The sequence below is a fragment of the Paenibacillus sp. OAS669 genome (assembly GCF_014873645.1).
Classification (GTDB): Bacteria; Bacillota; Bacilli; order Paenibacillales; family NBRC-103111; genus Paenibacillus_S; species Paenibacillus_S vulneris.
On the sequence record NZ_JADBDR010000024.1, the window covers coordinates 33,115 to 47,718 of the forward strand.

The 14,604-nt window shown below is 50.2% G+C and carries 14 protein-coding genes; 4 read left to right on the plus strand and 10 right to left on the minus strand.

Annotated elements, in window-relative coordinates; translation table 11 throughout:
• Positions 1-23 precede the first annotated feature (23 nt).
• Complete coding sequence (locus tag GGC63_RS32180; protein ID WP_192705757.1) at positions 24-476, minus strand: ferritin-like domain-containing protein; 453 nt, start codon at positions 474-476, stop codon at positions 24-26.
• A 186-nt stretch (positions 477-662) separates the two neighbouring features.
• Between GGC63_RS32180 and GGC63_RS32185 the strand changes: the two genes are divergently transcribed.
• A complete protein-coding gene (locus GGC63_RS32185) occupies positions 663-1,826 on the plus strand; it encodes a glycosyltransferase family 4 protein (RefSeq protein WP_192705758.1) in 1,164 nt (387 codons plus the stop codon).
• A gap of 83 nt (positions 1,827-1,909) precedes the next feature.
• On the opposite strand, the gene GGC63_RS32190 is transcribed toward GGC63_RS32185, so the two are convergent.
• From GGC63_RS32190 to GGC63_RS32225, 8 genes are all read right to left on the minus strand, one after another.
• Positions 1,910-3,031 carry a glycosyltransferase gene (locus GGC63_RS32190; protein ID WP_192705759.1) on the minus strand — a complete coding sequence of 374 codons (1,122 nt, stop codon included), beginning with the start codon at positions 3,029-3,031 and terminating at the stop codon, positions 1,910-1,912.
• Between the two features lie 48 nt (positions 3,032-3,079).
• Positions 3,080-4,234 (minus strand): glycosyltransferase, encoded by a 1,155-nt coding sequence (locus GGC63_RS32195; RefSeq protein WP_192705760.1) that lies wholly within the window; start codon positions 4,232-4,234, stop codon positions 3,080-3,082.
• Positions 4,231-5,364 carry a glycosyltransferase gene (locus tag GGC63_RS35270; protein WP_192705761.1) on the minus strand — a complete coding sequence of 378 codons (1,134 nt, stop codon included), beginning with the start codon at positions 5,362-5,364 and terminating at the stop codon, positions 4,231-4,233. Before GGC63_RS35270 ends, GGC63_RS32195 begins: the two co-directional genes overlap by 4 nt.
• Positions 5,365-5,735: 371 nt before the next feature.
• Complete coding sequence (locus GGC63_RS32205; RefSeq protein WP_079909954.1) at positions 5,736-6,191, minus strand: dTDP-4-dehydrorhamnose 3,5-epimerase family protein; 456 nt, start codon at positions 6,189-6,191, stop codon at positions 5,736-5,738.
• Complete coding sequence (rfbD, locus tag GGC63_RS32210; RefSeq protein ID WP_192705762.1) at positions 6,184-7,050, minus strand: dTDP-4-dehydrorhamnose reductase; 867 nt, start codon at positions 7,048-7,050, stop codon at positions 6,184-6,186. Before rfbD ends, GGC63_RS32205 begins: the two co-directional genes overlap by 8 nt.
• Positions 7,047-8,069: a dTDP-glucose 4,6-dehydratase gene (gene rfbB, locus GGC63_RS32215; protein WP_192705763.1), complete on the minus strand. Its 1,023-nt coding sequence runs from the start codon at positions 8,067-8,069 to the stop codon at positions 7,047-7,049. Before rfbB ends, rfbD begins: the two co-directional genes overlap by 4 nt.
• Positions 8,066-8,788 carry a sugar phosphate nucleotidyltransferase gene (locus GGC63_RS32220; RefSeq protein WP_192705764.1) on the minus strand — a complete coding sequence of 241 codons (723 nt, stop codon included), beginning with the start codon at positions 8,786-8,788 and terminating at the stop codon, positions 8,066-8,068. Before GGC63_RS32220 ends, rfbB begins: the two co-directional genes overlap by 4 nt.
• Positions 8,789-9,097: 309 nt before the next feature.
• A complete protein-coding gene (locus tag GGC63_RS32225; RefSeq protein WP_192705765.1) occupies positions 9,098-10,270 on the minus strand; it encodes an OsmC family protein in 1,173 nt (390 codons plus the stop codon).
• Between the two features lie 301 nt (positions 10,271-10,571).
• Here GGC63_RS32225 and GGC63_RS32230 point away from each other — a divergent pair, with 301 nt between their 5' ends.
• Positions 10,572-11,705: a DegT/DnrJ/EryC1/StrS family aminotransferase gene (locus GGC63_RS32230; protein ID WP_192705766.1), complete on the plus strand. Its 1,134-nt coding sequence runs from the start codon at positions 10,572-10,574 to the stop codon at positions 11,703-11,705.
• Positions 11,706-11,848: 143 nt separating this feature from the next.
• On the opposite strand, the gene GGC63_RS32235 is transcribed toward GGC63_RS32230, so the two are convergent.
• Positions 11,849-12,478 (minus strand): acetyltransferase, encoded by a 630-nt coding sequence (locus GGC63_RS32235; RefSeq protein WP_225948651.1) that lies wholly within the window; start codon positions 12,476-12,478, stop codon positions 11,849-11,851.
• Between the two features lie 195 nt (positions 12,479-12,673).
• Between GGC63_RS32235 and GGC63_RS32240 the strand changes: the two genes are divergently transcribed.
• Positions 12,674-13,444 carry a glycosyltransferase family 2 protein gene (locus tag GGC63_RS32240; RefSeq protein ID WP_192705767.1) on the plus strand — a complete coding sequence of 257 codons (771 nt, stop codon included), beginning with the start codon at positions 12,674-12,676 and terminating at the stop codon, positions 13,442-13,444.
• 7 nt (positions 13,445-13,451) lie between these two features.
• Positions 13,452-14,600: a glycosyltransferase family 2 protein gene (locus GGC63_RS32245; RefSeq protein WP_192705768.1), complete on the plus strand. Its 1,149-nt coding sequence runs from the start codon at positions 13,452-13,454 to the stop codon at positions 14,598-14,600.
• Positions 14,601-14,604 lie beyond the last annotated feature (4 nt).

Below are 14,604 nucleotides of genomic sequence, written 5' to 3' on the forward strand. Positions count from 1 at the left end.
AGCATAAAAACATGACTTTCGGACTATCTCATTAAAATAAGCCCCACCAGGTGGTCCGCGCTATCGCTCATCCCATAGAAGAATAAATCCCGCACCCTAAGACTCGGGGTTAGCAGGTAAGTATCGCGGTACTGCCGGATGGCTTCCCTCTCCAAGCGGATTACATGCTGCAAGCCCTCCTCGTGTGTGGTATAAGTGCAACGTTCCGGTTGAACCGACGGCTCTTCCCCTTTTAATTCCATGTATAATGCTTCAAGCAGCTTATATTGCCTCTTCTCTTCCGTCAGCATCCGCTCCAGCTCTAGGGCTGCTTCTTCTGTCGGGGCAAGTTTGACCAATGCAGCATAAGCGCTGATCAATGCCGCCGTATGACTGACACTCCACTGCAGCTGGAACATAAACCGGCGCAAGTCCCGAAACTGCAGCTTGGCGGACATAGAAGAATAATCATCGGCAGAGGGGGATTGTGGTATCATCCTGCTTCCTCCATTCCAGTACAAGAATAGGCAAATCACTATTAGTAAAAGCCTATTCATGACAGCCTGCCCATGACACCTTATTTTTTTCGGGCATAGTGTATGGAACACACGATTAAAAATCCGATCACATATAGTATGAAAAAAGAACTATGTGCGAAAGCATCTGAATTGAGGAGGCAGTCAATGAAACTCACCATTTACAGTTCTACGCATTCGATCGGAGGCGGGAGCCGTCTGCTGGTTAACTTGGCTACGGCAATTGCCCGCCACCCCGACGTTCAAAGCGTAAGACTCATTGCCAATTCACGCAGCGGACTTCAAAATACGATAAACCGATCCCGGCATCCTAATCTGGAAGTCATATATTACGATGGCACCGAAACGTTGCCGGCCGGCCATCCCTACCTGACCGATTGCGATCTGGTGTACGTTTTTTGGCCCCACGGTACAGAGTACCGGGATTGGAATAAACCTACGGTCGTAACCTATCATGACACGACGATTCTGGATTTTGTGCCGCCGTTTACGCCGGGGCCGTATATTCGAAGCTACTGGGAATCATCCAAGCGCTGGCTGGACCACTGCGATGGCATCGTCGTCTCGTCCGAGCATGTGAAATCCAGGCTCATCGCTCATTTTGGAGATAGATGCAGGTGGGCAGCGGTCGTCCGCCACGCCATTTCCCCTGCCCAATATTTTGAAAACGAAGAGACAAGCCGCATCTTGTCGGGTTCGCTGCCAAGCCGCTATTTTATTTGTCCCGCCAACACATCACCGCATAAAAACCATTACAATTTGTTCTTGGCCTATGCTAAATTTTCCAAACGAAAAGATCATCCGCTCCTGTTGACCGGCAACAATACGGAGCAATACTGCAGTACTCCGCCGGCATGGCCTGAAATAGCCTATTTACCAACCATTGTATCCTTGATCAAGCGGCTTGATCTTAAGATAAACCAAGAATTATACCCTCTTGGAATGGTTCCCGACGATTATGTAGTCCCTCTAATCAAAAACGCTTACGCTCTTATCATGCCGAGCCTGTCTGAGGGAGGGGGCAGCTACCCGGTGGAGGAAGCCTTAAGTATGGGAGTGCCTGTCCTATGCTCGGATATTCCTGTCATGCGCGAGCATCTGGCGAACCGAAGCGCTAAGGTCGTATGGTTCCGTCCGGAATCCCCGGATTCGATCGCACAGGCGATGGAGCATCTTACGGAGCATTATGACGAGTTCAAGGCATCCGCAGTTGCAGGGATGAACGATCCTGCCGCCTCCTGGGATGACATTGCTGCGCAATATGTGTCTATTTTCCATAGCGCTATTGTAATTAAGAAGAGAACCCCCTGAGCGATCTTCCGCAAAGATCAAAGAGCCTGCACAACAGGCTCTTTGTGGTCCAATCCCGTTGCAGCTTGCCCTCGCTTGAGAAATCAGGGGTTAGCAGCCAGCATACCGAGCATGGCAGCAATTCGGTGATCGAAAGTATGCTCCCTCAGCGTCCTTTGCAGCCCTCTGCGGGCCAGCTCATTCCTCTCCTCTTCATGGCTTAAATAATATTCAATTTTGTGTACAAGCTCTTCAGCAGAGGCGTACGTAGCCAATTCTTGGCCCGGTCCGTACAAGGTGCCCAAATCCTGCCTGGCGTCCGTCAATTGAAACGCCCCGCTGCCGCAAATTTCAAAGGTGCGCGGGTTGGTCGAAAGCGCCTTGACGCCGGAGCTGTTCTTATTAAAGGTCTCATCATCGGGGGAACGGTGAAGGTTAATGACAATTTTGGCTCCGTTATAGTATTGGGCCGTTTCTTCGGGTGACAGCCATTCCGTGCGGATACTGTGGGACAGCTTGGAATAATGCTCCAGACGCTCCCACCACCATCCGAAAATCTTAACATTTTTTTGGGCCAGATAAGGAGCGATGCGGTCAAAGAAACCCACCCTATGCCAATAAGCACTTCCGATGAAGCAAACGTCACTAAAGTAGCCGGTATGAACCCTTAGCGGACGGAATACGGCCATATCGACGGCTAGAGGCAAATGGAACACCATCGGGCACCCCTGCATCCGGTAAAACTCTACGCAGCTCAGCTCATTGGTGAATACATAATCGTAATGCGTAGACATTGATCTTGTAATATCCGAATAATAGGGGTCATCCGAAAACCATATGGCCGTTTTGCTTCCTTGGCTGCGAATCGAATGCATAATCTCCGGCGGTACATTCATGCCGAGCAAGACGAGCACAAGCTGCGGCTTCCATTGGGCAGTCAACAAGAGAAGGTCGTCCTGGGGGGAACAGACATGAAGCTCCCTTACTTGATTTTGCAGCGCCTTCACCACGGCCAAGTCGATAGGAGAGAAAGGAAACCCCATCCCTGAGGTGACACAAAGCACGGAAAGATCATGAACCGCCGTCTGCAGCGGAACATGGGAACGAATTATCGCTTCATTGCGGCCCAGCCGGAGACCGTAGTTCCAGCCAAGCTTGTAGCCTGCCCTACTTCCATGTAATCTCCCCCGCCTCTGCTGCGGGGTTAATCTTCGTATGACAGTCATTTGTTATCCTCCTAACCTTCGTGACGGGATAGCAAGCAGTCCAGTAGTCTATCCATAGATAACGCTGAGCAAACGGGAGATTCTTTGTTTATACGTATGCTCGCTCATTGTTTTTCGAAGGGCCCGCAGAGCAATCTCTCGGCGTTCCTCCTCATGCTTCAAGTAATAATCACATTTCTCCTTCAGCTCTTCCGGACTTGAATATGTGACAATCTCTTGGCCCGGCGTATAGAAATAGCTTAAATCATGCCGGATGTCCGTGAGCTGCAGGGCTCCACAGGCACATATGTCGAAGGTTCTGGGATTGATGGACAGCGCAGGAATGCGTCGGGAATTGTAGTTATGCTGGTCGTCTTCATGGGAACGATGGAGATTGATGACGATCTTGGAAGCATTGTAATAAGCGGCGGTGTCCTGGATACTCATGCATCGCTCCAGGCTGATTTTCGAGCGGAGTCTGCGGTAGCTTTTCAAACGATCCCACAGAAAGCCGGAAATGAACGTTTTCTTGTTCGCCAAATAGGTGGAAACCTTATCGATGAAGTGCACCCGGTTCCAAAATGCAGTCCCAATAAAGCAAATATCCTTGCTATACGATAAATTCACATGCTGCGGCCGAAACATCGCCTCATTCACCGCTAGAGGCAAATAATGAACCTGCTGGCATCCAGCCGTTTGGTAATAAGGAACAGCCCCAAGTTCATGCGTAAAAACATAATCGAAATGAGGGGCTTTCTGCAGCGTCACATCAATAAAATAAGGATCTTCGGCAATCCAAACGCAGGTCCGGATCCCCATCATGCGAATGGCGTCGATGTGCTCTATTGGGAGATCAAAAATACCGTTCAAAACAAATACCAAATCAGGTTGTACCTGTTTGGCCACTTCGACGATGTTGTCCATTGGTGCAGCTACGGATACTTGCCGGACCTGGGCCTGCAAGCCCCCGATGATTCCTTGATTAATCGGCTCATGAAATTGTCCGCCCTCGTAAGCTTCTATCACGAACAGCACATGAAGATCACGAATCAGCTGAATTCCTTGTGCCGCCTGAATGGCTTGCAGGATCGCTTCGCTTCTTCCAAGATGATAGCCTCGCCTCCACCCCGTGCGAAAACCTTCCCTTCTGCCTTTTATCGTACCCATGCTTACGGTTGGAACGGCACTTTTTTTCCTAGAAGAACGGGCAAGTCTACGCCTCATACCAAACCACCTGTTTCGTTAAAAATGGTGAGCAGCATTGCTTGCAAACGATGGCTGTAAGTGTGCTGGCTCATGGTTTTATGCAGCCCTCCGAGAGCTGTTCGCCGTCTTTCTTCCTCATGACGCAAGTAATAGTGAATGCGATCCACGAGCTCCTCCGGACCTGCAAAAGTGGCAAGCTCTTGCCCGGGCGTGTAATGGCTGGTTAAATCCTCCCTAATGTCCGTCAACTGGAGCGTACCGCATGCGCATATTTCAAACGTCCTGGGGTTAACGGACATAGCATGGATTCTCCTGCTGTTATATCGCTCCTCGTCCGAACGATGCAAGTTGATCACGATTTTAGCCCCGATATAGTACTTGATGTTGTCATCATACAGCACACCTTGAAGGTTCACATGTTGTTTAATGGCATCATAATGCTTCAGCTGGTTCCAGCCATAACCTGCCATAAACAGCCGTACTCCTTTCAGAGCGGGGATCACTTTATCAAAAAAGGAGATCCGGTTAGGAAAAGCGGAGCCGATAAAGCACACATCCGACCGGTAATGTCTTTCGACAAATCGCGGAGCGACTACGGCCCGATCTACACCGGAAGGCAAATAATGCACATTCCCGCATCCCAGAGCCTGGTAAAACGGAACTGCATTGAACTCATGGGTAAAAATGTAATCGTATAACGGCGCCATGGAGGCCGTAATATCCGTAAAGTAAGGATCATCCATAATCCAGACCGCCGTTCGGAACCCGTGCAGGCGAAGATTAATAATTTGCTCGTTAGGCACACGCAAAATCCCATTTAGAACTAGAATTAAATCAGGACGGAATTCGCCTGCAATGGCCGTCAGATCCGATGTGGGCGGAACAACCTTCACTTCCTGGACCAGCACACTAATCGAGTTGGTAATCCCCAGGTCCAATGTGCGAAACCCCGGGGTTCCTTCCTCCACATACATCACTTTTATCGCTCTTTTTACACTCGGTAACGGCTGCACCCGGTCCAGTACTGCTTGACATCGCCCCAAATGGTAGCCGTGGCTGCGGCCGAGACGGTAGCCGTCCGCTCGGCCTTTTCTGGCGCCTTGCAGCTTTGCGGCCAAGGCACGCGATTGTATTCCATGACTGGCCACTTTGTCTACCTCCTAAAAGTTTTCCGAAGGAAAACTATCTTCGTAAGCATTCGCTAAATCGTTTTCCCTAGGAAAACTATCTTCGTAAGCATTCGCTTGGGTTTTCCGTAGAAAATTCAGTTTGTTGAGAAGCCTAGTTTAGCGGGATGTAGGAGCGATAGCGTCCGCCTTTGTTCTCGGGAAATTTCCGCTAAAAAGTGGATACAATTAACATCTCCCGAGAACAACAGCGGCCGGAGGGGGCATACCTCACCGTAGTATATTGGCATTAGTTCAAGTTCCATAGGTTTCTCAACAGCCCCTTGATTTTCCACAGAAAACCTGCTCCGTACGCAATCGCTATATCGTTTTCCCTAGGAAAACCCGCTTATTTATCGATTTCGTGTCTGCCAATCGAACCCGATAGACGCATCATTCCAGTCGATACGGAATTCATCCGGCTGCTTGGGGTCATAGGCCATATTCGTGAAATACAGGATGGTGGCCGGTTGATTGCCGAGCACCCTGTAGCCATGCGCAACTCCGCGCGGAATGAACAGCAGATACCTGTTATGGTCTCCCATATAGTACACGTCCGTCTGCTTGTAAGTCGGCGAATCGGTTCTCATATCATGCAGCACCACTTGGGCGTTCCCCGAAGGGAAGAACCAGATATCATCCTGCTTCTTATGATAATGGAATGCCTTGATGACACCCGGATACGACATGGAAAGAGAGGCCTGCCCAAACCTTCCATAGATGGGGTCATCCTCCCGTAATATTTCCATAAAATACCCTCTATCGTCGCTGTGGAGCACAAGATTTTTTTTCAGAACACCTTCAATCATCAGCCGGTTCCTCCAATACAAAATCATTATGCAAAAAGTCGTTCAAAGCATCCTTCCAATCCCGAAGACGCGGAAGGTGGTTCAACCGGATAGCAGAGTCGTCAAAAACGGAGTATTCGGGCCTTTGAGCAGCAGACGGAAAGCCTGCCGAGCTAATGGGAACCAGCTTCACGTGATGCCAATTCAAAGCTTGAAAGATCGCTTGAGCGAACGCGTACCTCGAGCATTGCCCCCTATTGGCAACATGGTACAGCCCATAGCAGTCCGTTTGCATCAAGTACTCGATAAATCGTGCCAAATCGAGCGTATAGGTCGGTGAACCGAATTGATCGGATACGACCTTAAGCTCCCCATGCTGCCGGCCTAATGAAATCATTTTTGTAACAAAATTACTGCCGTTTTTGCCGTACAACCAGGAAGTACGCAAGATGAAATATTGTCCGCTGATCAGCTCCACGAATTTCTCCGCATGCAGCTTGGAATTTCCATACACGCCTAATGGGTTAGGCCGGTCCGTCTCGATATAGGGGCTTCGCTTGCTCCCGTCAAACACGTAATCCGTGCTGATATGAACGAGCTTCGCCCCAATCTCCGCTGCCGCAAGAGCTACATTTTTCGTTCCAATCGAATTGATGGTATAAGCCTCATGGCTCTCCTGCTCCGCTTTATCCACGTTCGTGTAAGCTGCGGCATGAATGACCGCATCCGGTTTTATGTTCCTGATAGCTTGAAAAACAGCTGTCTCATTCGTCACATCAAGCTCGGCTCTCGTCATGGCTACAACCTGATGCTTGGAAGATAACACACGGATCAAATCATATCCCAGCTGGCCCCCCGCTCCCGTAATAAATACCTTCATCCTTCGGGCTCACCTCCGTCATCGTCCCCGGCATGGCCTTCAGGGACATCTCCGGCAGGTTGTTTCCACCAACCCGTGTGTAACGCGTACCAATCCACGGTTTGCGCAATTCCCTCCTGGAATGAATAACGGGGGGCCCAGCCGAGCTCCTCTCTTATTTTGGATGCATCAATAGCATATCGGCGGTCATGTCCGGGTCTGTCAGCGACAAATTGAATGAGTGTTTCCGGTTTACCCAGCCGGTTAAGTATTTCGGTGACGACCTCGATGTTGGATCGTTCGCTGTTTCCGCCAATATTGTATACCTGCCCCGGCTTGCCGGATTCCAGCACCCGCTCAATTGCCGAGCAGTGATCCTCCACATGAAGCCAATCTCTTACATTCTGTCCGTCCCCATAAACAGGAATCGGTTGATCCAGAAGCGCCCTCGTGATAATCTTGGGGATCAGCTTCTCCGGATATTGGTAGGGGCCGTAATTGTTGGAACAGCGTGTGATCATAACCGGCAAACCATACGTTTCGTAATATGCGCGAGCCATGAAATCCGATCCGGCCTTACTCGCAGAGTAGGGACTGTTCGGAGAAAGCGGCGTTTGCTCGGTAAAATAACCTTCCTTCCCCAGCGTTCCATACACTTCATCGGTGGACACATGGACCATACGGCGGACCCCGCATTTCCTTGCCGCCTCCAATACCCCCTGCGTACCTAACACATTAGTACGGACAAACACGGAAGCATCTTCTATGCTTCGATCTACATGCGATTCCGCCGCAAAATGTATGATGCAATCGACCTGCTCCTCCAGCATGACCCTTTCTAGAAGCGCTACTTCCGCAATATCCCCTTTTATAAAACGGTAATTCGATAAATGTTGCACAGAGGCAACATTAGCAGGGTTTCCGGCATACGTCAGCAGATCGTAGTTGATTACCCGATCCTTAGGATGGTTTTGGAGCCAATACAGAATGAAGTTGCTTCCGATAAAGCCCATGCCCCCGGTAACCAACAACGTGCTCATTCCGCATCACTTCCTCTCAGCTTCTCGCTTGCTTCCTGCAAGGAGTCATGGGTTCCTGCATCTGTCCACCATCCGGACAATATACTATAGGACAATTCTTTTTTGGCGGCATAGGCATTATTCACGTCGGTGATTTCCAGCTCTCCTCTGGAGGAAGGCTTTATCGTTCGAATGATATCGAAAACCTGTGAATCATACATATAAATGCCTGTCACGCAGTAATTCGATTGCGGGTTCTCTGGCTTCTCTTCGATAAGTGCAATACGTCCTTCTTCCATTACCGGAACGCCATAACGGGACGGGTCCGGCACGGACTTCAGAAACACATGAGCCCCCCGAGGCTGTTTCTTGTAAGCTTCTACCGCCGGATGCAGATTGTCCTGAAAAAGATTATCCCCGAGAATCACCAGCATGCTCTCGTCAGCAGGAACGAAATCCTCTGCCAGCGCCAGTGCTTCTGCAATCCCCCCGGCCTCTTCCTGGATTTTGTACGTGATGCTAACCCCCCATTGCTGCCCGCTTCCTATATATTCCGTAAACAAACCGGCGGATGGCTTGCCTATGACCAGAAGAATTTGCTTGATTCCGAGCGATACCATCTTGTCTATTGCGTAATGAATCATAGGATACTTTCCTACTGGCAGAAGATGTTTGTTAACCAAATTCGTCAGCGGACGAAGCCTCGTACCCGTACCGCCGGCCAAAATAATTCCTCTCATGCATACAACTCCTTTCCTTACAGCTTTTACCTCCAGCTTGCGCCACACACTCTAGTTAATGATATTCTCGTACACATAGGAGCATATAGACGGATACCTCACTGGAGTAAAAATTGGCTGTTGTCCGGTAGTTATGGCCAAGGAACAAAATAGCCCCACGAGATGGGGCTGATCTTTTCATTAATATAAAAAAATCCCATACTCCAAAAGAAGAGCATGAGATTCGGATAGGCAGGTCGGAAAGCAAACACGCCGTAATGTTGAAACCGCAATACTTGTGCGATGTTATACCGCAGCTAGATTGCTCTTTTATTGCATCGGCTGCACGTGTACAAATGTCCTGCGAACGGTTTGTGGATCGGTTAACAGATGCAAGCTAGGGCATACTCTGGTGACCGCATTGTGCAGCTTGAGTATGGTGTCTGTAGATTCCGGCGAAACAATGCTAAGTTGATAGGATATGTTATGAAGGGAAGGCGCGCTCCACGGATCATTTTGGGCCAGCTCTCCCTCGACCTCCACTTCAACCTTTTGCAGTACGATCTTTCTCTCTGCCGCCAATGCCAATGCAGTTTGAGTTACACAGCTGCCCAGTGCCCCTAGCATCATTTCCCCTGGACTCGGCCCCTGATCATATAGACCAGCCTCCGCCAAGTAATTGGTCTGCACTGTAAATCCGCGGAAATGTATTTCCCGCTTCCCTCCGCTCCCTTTCGCAACGATCTTAGCGGATAGTGTTTGGCTTCCCGAAGTGGAAGCTGCAGCTGGTTCTGGAGCCGGCATGCCCGAGACTGGCATCGGTTTCATGCGTTCTGCCTCAGGTTCCTTATTCTCGGGCAGCATTTGTTCTTCAACTGCAGCTTGAGTCCATGGAGCGACATACTGAGCCTTCTCCCGGAACCATAAAGTAGCGATCCATTTCTCCCCTTCCTTCAGCTCCCGCGAGCCGTGCAAGGATAGCGGATGCGTTTCATTCGTACCTTTTTTGCAATTCTCAAAAACCAATAGAGTGCCTTCTGTCGGAACAATATCTAGGTTCAGCTCAGGAAAGTAGGTTTCGCCCCCGGCATTTGTTGAATTCAGGTACAGCAGTGCCGTGTACAGCCTTTGCCCTCCTTGATGAAAGAAATTTTTGCCGGCCACCGTGGACAAATCATAAGTATCATAATGGGCACCGAATTTACCGCCAACGAGATATCTTGCTATCTGAAGATTTTCCGCGTAATGAAGAGGCTGCCCAACGATGGAAGCGACCCGCTTACATACCCGGATTACCGTTTCATTGGCATGATGGTCAAACCAGGCAAAATCCGACTTTCTGAAATCCGAGGTTACTACCTCCGTTTGTCCTATGACTTTGGCAGGCTGAAGAGAATTTTGGGCCATTTCAATTAACTGCCGGCATTCTGAAGCGGTTACAACCTGCTCATATTTTGCGATTAACGGTTCTTGCTGATAAATAACGGAAGGCTTAATCAACATCGTTCTCCTCCAATTCAATACGGGCTACCAAAATCGCCTTTTATGCTACCCATATCATACTGTTATGCAAAATGATGTGTGTGGGTGCTTATCACGGTCTTCATCCCGAACCCGGACAGGAGGATTATGAAATCCCTCGCTGGTTTCTTCTCTCCCAAAATGGGCCTTGTTAAGCGGTGTACCTTGACCCCGTTTTCCGAGAAAGTGCATATATTATCGAATAGTCATGTTTCAATCACTTACGCGCCGTTCATTCTTTTACATGTTCCGCACGGTGCCGCCCTACTAGGAGGGATATAAATTGGGCAACTTTTATCCTGTTGCACTCCCAATCTTAAATGGCAATGAAAAAAAATATGTCAACGACTGCCTTGACTCTACCTGGATTTCCTCAAACGGCTCTTATATCAAAAAATTCGAGCAGGGCTTTGCCGAGCTGTGCACGACCAAGCACGCTCTGGCCTGCAGCAACGGTACGACGGCCCTTCATCTCGCCCTGCTGGCCCATGGCGTTGGTCCGGGGGATGAAGTTATCGTGCCTACGTTCACTTTCATCGCGACGGCCAACGCAGTAACCTACTGCAATGCTAAGCCCGTTTTCGTCGACTCGGAACCGGATACCTGGAATATCGATCCCCGGAAAATCGAAGCAAAAATAACCCCCCGCACGAAAGGGATCATCGCTGTACATCTGTACGGTCATTCGGCCGACATGGACCCGATTCTTGAGATCGCCGGCCGGCACGGCTTGTTCGTCATCGAGGACGCCGCGGAGGCCGTAGGTGCCCAGTATAAAGGACGCATGGTAGGCTCTCTTGGCCACACAGCCATATTCAGTCTATTCGGCAATAAAATACTGACCACCGGTGAAGGAGGAATGATCACCACCGACGACGATTCCATCGCCCGGACAATCGCTCTATTAAAAGGGCAGGGAATGGACCCTCAGCGTCGTTACTGGTACCCTGTGATCGGGTACAACTACCGGATGACCAACATTCAAGCCGCGATTGGCCTGGCGCAGCTGGAGCAGGCTAAATGGCATATCGAGCGGCGGATTCAAGTTGCCGGACAATATGTGGAGCAGTTGAAGGACAGCGACCTTATTACCCTGCCCGTGGAGAAGGAATGGGCTAAGAACGTATACTGGATGTTCAGCGCCGTCTTCCATGAGTTTACGGAAGAGCAGCGGGATGAGGTGATGCGGCGTCTGTACGCGTTAGGGATTGAAACCAGGCCGTTCTTTTACCCGATGCACAAGCTGCCTCCTTATCAGCATTTACAGCCAGCCGATGAGTTTCCTGTATCCAACCGCATTTGCGCTCAGGGAATCAATTTACCAAGCTACGGCAGCCTGACGCCCGAGGATATCCAGCATATTGCGGCAAAGGTCAAACAGGTCGCCGCTGAAGTGAAGGCTGCCGACCGGAATTAAGTCTATCGGCGTGTTTCCCGGACGACCCGCACTAAACGAATGGATAAGCCGGATAGGTATATGCCTCCTTTCACCCTAATGCCCCAAAACACCAAAAAGACGCCTCCCCTGACGAACGGGAAGCGTCTTTTTAGGTTTATAGGCTACAGCTGCCGGATGATGCGCGCCGGTACGCCGAAGGCGAGACAGCTGTCCGGTATATCCTTGACGACTACGGAACCGGCTCCGAGTACGGACCAAGAGCCAATTCGAACGCCGTCGATGACCTTGGTCCCGGTACCAAGGAACGTTCCGTCTCCTACAGTGACGGTTCCCGACAGAGTTGTACCCGGCGCCACATGACACGCCTCTCCGATCACACAGTCATGATCTACAGAAGCCTGCGTATTAATAATGCTGTTATCTCCTATTCGGACATCCGGATGAATGATTGCTCCCGCCATTACCGCAACGCCAGCCCCTAGTGAAGCTGCTTCAGCCACGTAAGCGTAAGGACTCACCGCGTTGATTAATTCATACCCAAGCTCCGTAGCTTTACGGGCCAGCAGCCTTCGAAGCTTATTATCTCCGATAGCAATAAAGGCATGCCGAACCCCCTGGCCGTACAGCTCCGGAAGAACCGAGTCATCCCCGAGGACAGGAACACCTAATACTTGGGTTCCTGCTAATTGTTTATCCGTACATCCGATAATTTCCAAGGCACGGTTCGATTTCAAAATATCCATGACGACCTTTGCATGCCCGCCCGCTCCGATAATGACGACTCGACGCAATCATATGCCCCCCAATCCCTATGAATTACATTATTGTATGCTTGGATTTAAATCATCTATGCACCTATCGAGCGCCCTTTTCATCCCTTATATGCTATAGCCCTCTCTCCCGTGACAAAAGTACATAAGATAACTATTGTACGAATCGATATATGACTATTTGTACTAAAACCGATGAGAGGAGTTGTACAACGAATGCGGCAAAAACGCAAATCCATGCCAGCTGCCGGCTCTCCATCCTCATCCAGGGTATCGGTTATTATTCCGGTAATGAACGAGAAGAAAACATTGCATTCGGTGCTGAGGGAAGCCCGTAAGCTGAATCCGCTGGAAATTATCGTTGTCGCTAACGGCTCTACCGACGGGTCCAAAGAAGTAGCGCTGGCCAAAGGTGCCCGCGTTATCAGCTTCGAGCATCCTCTTGGACATGATGTCGGACGAAGTGTCGGCGCTTTGCATGCGACGGGAGATATTTTGCTTTTCATGGACGGGGATATCATAATTCCGGCAGCCCAGCTTCTCCCATTTATTCGAGCGGTTCGTCATGGAGTTGACGTAGCCTTAAACCGGTATTCCGGTCCCGTGCAGACCCAACAAGTGCATCCGGTGGTGCTCGCCAAGCACGCCTTGAACAGCATGCTCGGCCGCAGTGATTTACGCGGCTGCTCCATGACCGCCATCCCTCACGCCCTAAGCAGAAGGGCCTTGAATACGATCGGTGCGGAGCATTTATCCGTCCCTCCCAAAGCACAGACAATAGCTCTAGTCAAACAGCTTCGGGTAGAAGCGGTGCATCACGTCGATGTCAGCACAGTGAATCCGATACGCAGAAGAAACCATGGGGTCGATCCGCTTCGGGATTTAATAGTCGGTGATCATCTGGAAGCTATACATTGGTTAGTTCAGGCGACTAACGAACGGGCTCATCACTCGGATTTAGCCAGAAATCGGTCCTTAGTGAGGTGAAACGAAATTGAAACCTGCTTATAAACGACCTGGCAAGAAAACCATTACCCGTACCCGGCTGCGAAAACGAAGGAAAGTGGCTGCCCCCAGGGGCAGAGCAAGGCTAAAGAAAAGAAACAAGCGAACGCCCCTCCGTTCGGCTGCTAGACAAAGAAGAGCCCAGCTCCTTACCGTCAGGACATCTTCCCATGCGTATCGTTCCGGCAAAGCATACGGCAAGGAGGACGGTCTGCTGTACTCCATCGAGCATGAGCCTTTCCAGAAAAAAGCGCTGAACCGTTACTGGATGAAGCATATTCCGTCACTGCATATTACCCGGGAGCCGTGGAAGCATTACGCGGAAGCCGCTAAAGGATATATTCGGGGCTTTTTCAAAGCCAAGGGCCAGCATCCCCACGACTGGCTCCTTGTCCCCACGAATAAGACCATAGCGGCTATCGTGACCGTTAAAAATGAGGAAGAATCCATCGGGACTATCTTACAGCAATTAAACCGTCTGCCTCTGGACGAGATTTATGTTGTTGTCAACGGGTCAACCGATCACAGCTTCGAAATTGCGCGCAGCAAATCCCACGCTGTCGTCGTATCGTATCCGCAGGCAGTAGGACATGATGTCGGACGCGCCATTGGGGCCAATCTGGCACAATCGGATATATTGCTTTTCCTGGACGGCGACATTCCCATTCAGGCGGAGCAGCTGATTCCTTTTATCTATGGAATCGAAAACGGGCTGGATGTCGCATTGAACAATGTGACCCCTTTCTTATCTTCATTTGCACATTCGGATTCCGTCACGCATATGAAGCAATTTTTGAATGTCGCACTCAAACGGCCCGACCTGGCCGCCAATTCCATGACAGCCGTACCTCATGCTCTGTCCCGTAAGGCTGTGGAGACCATGGGGATCCATTCCCTAATTGTCCCCCCTAAAGCACAAGTGCTGGCGGTATTGAAGGGATTGCATATCGGTACGGGGGGAAGCATTAACGTCATTAACCGAAACAAACTGCGGGAGGGCAACGTCGGGAGGAAGAACCGAACGGCGGAGCTGATTATCGGAGATCATATTGAAGCGATCAGGCTAGCGGGTGAACGGGCTGGAGAAAGGCTGGAGTTTGTGGATACCCAACGCAAAAGAGGCTACGCAGGAGGATAATAGC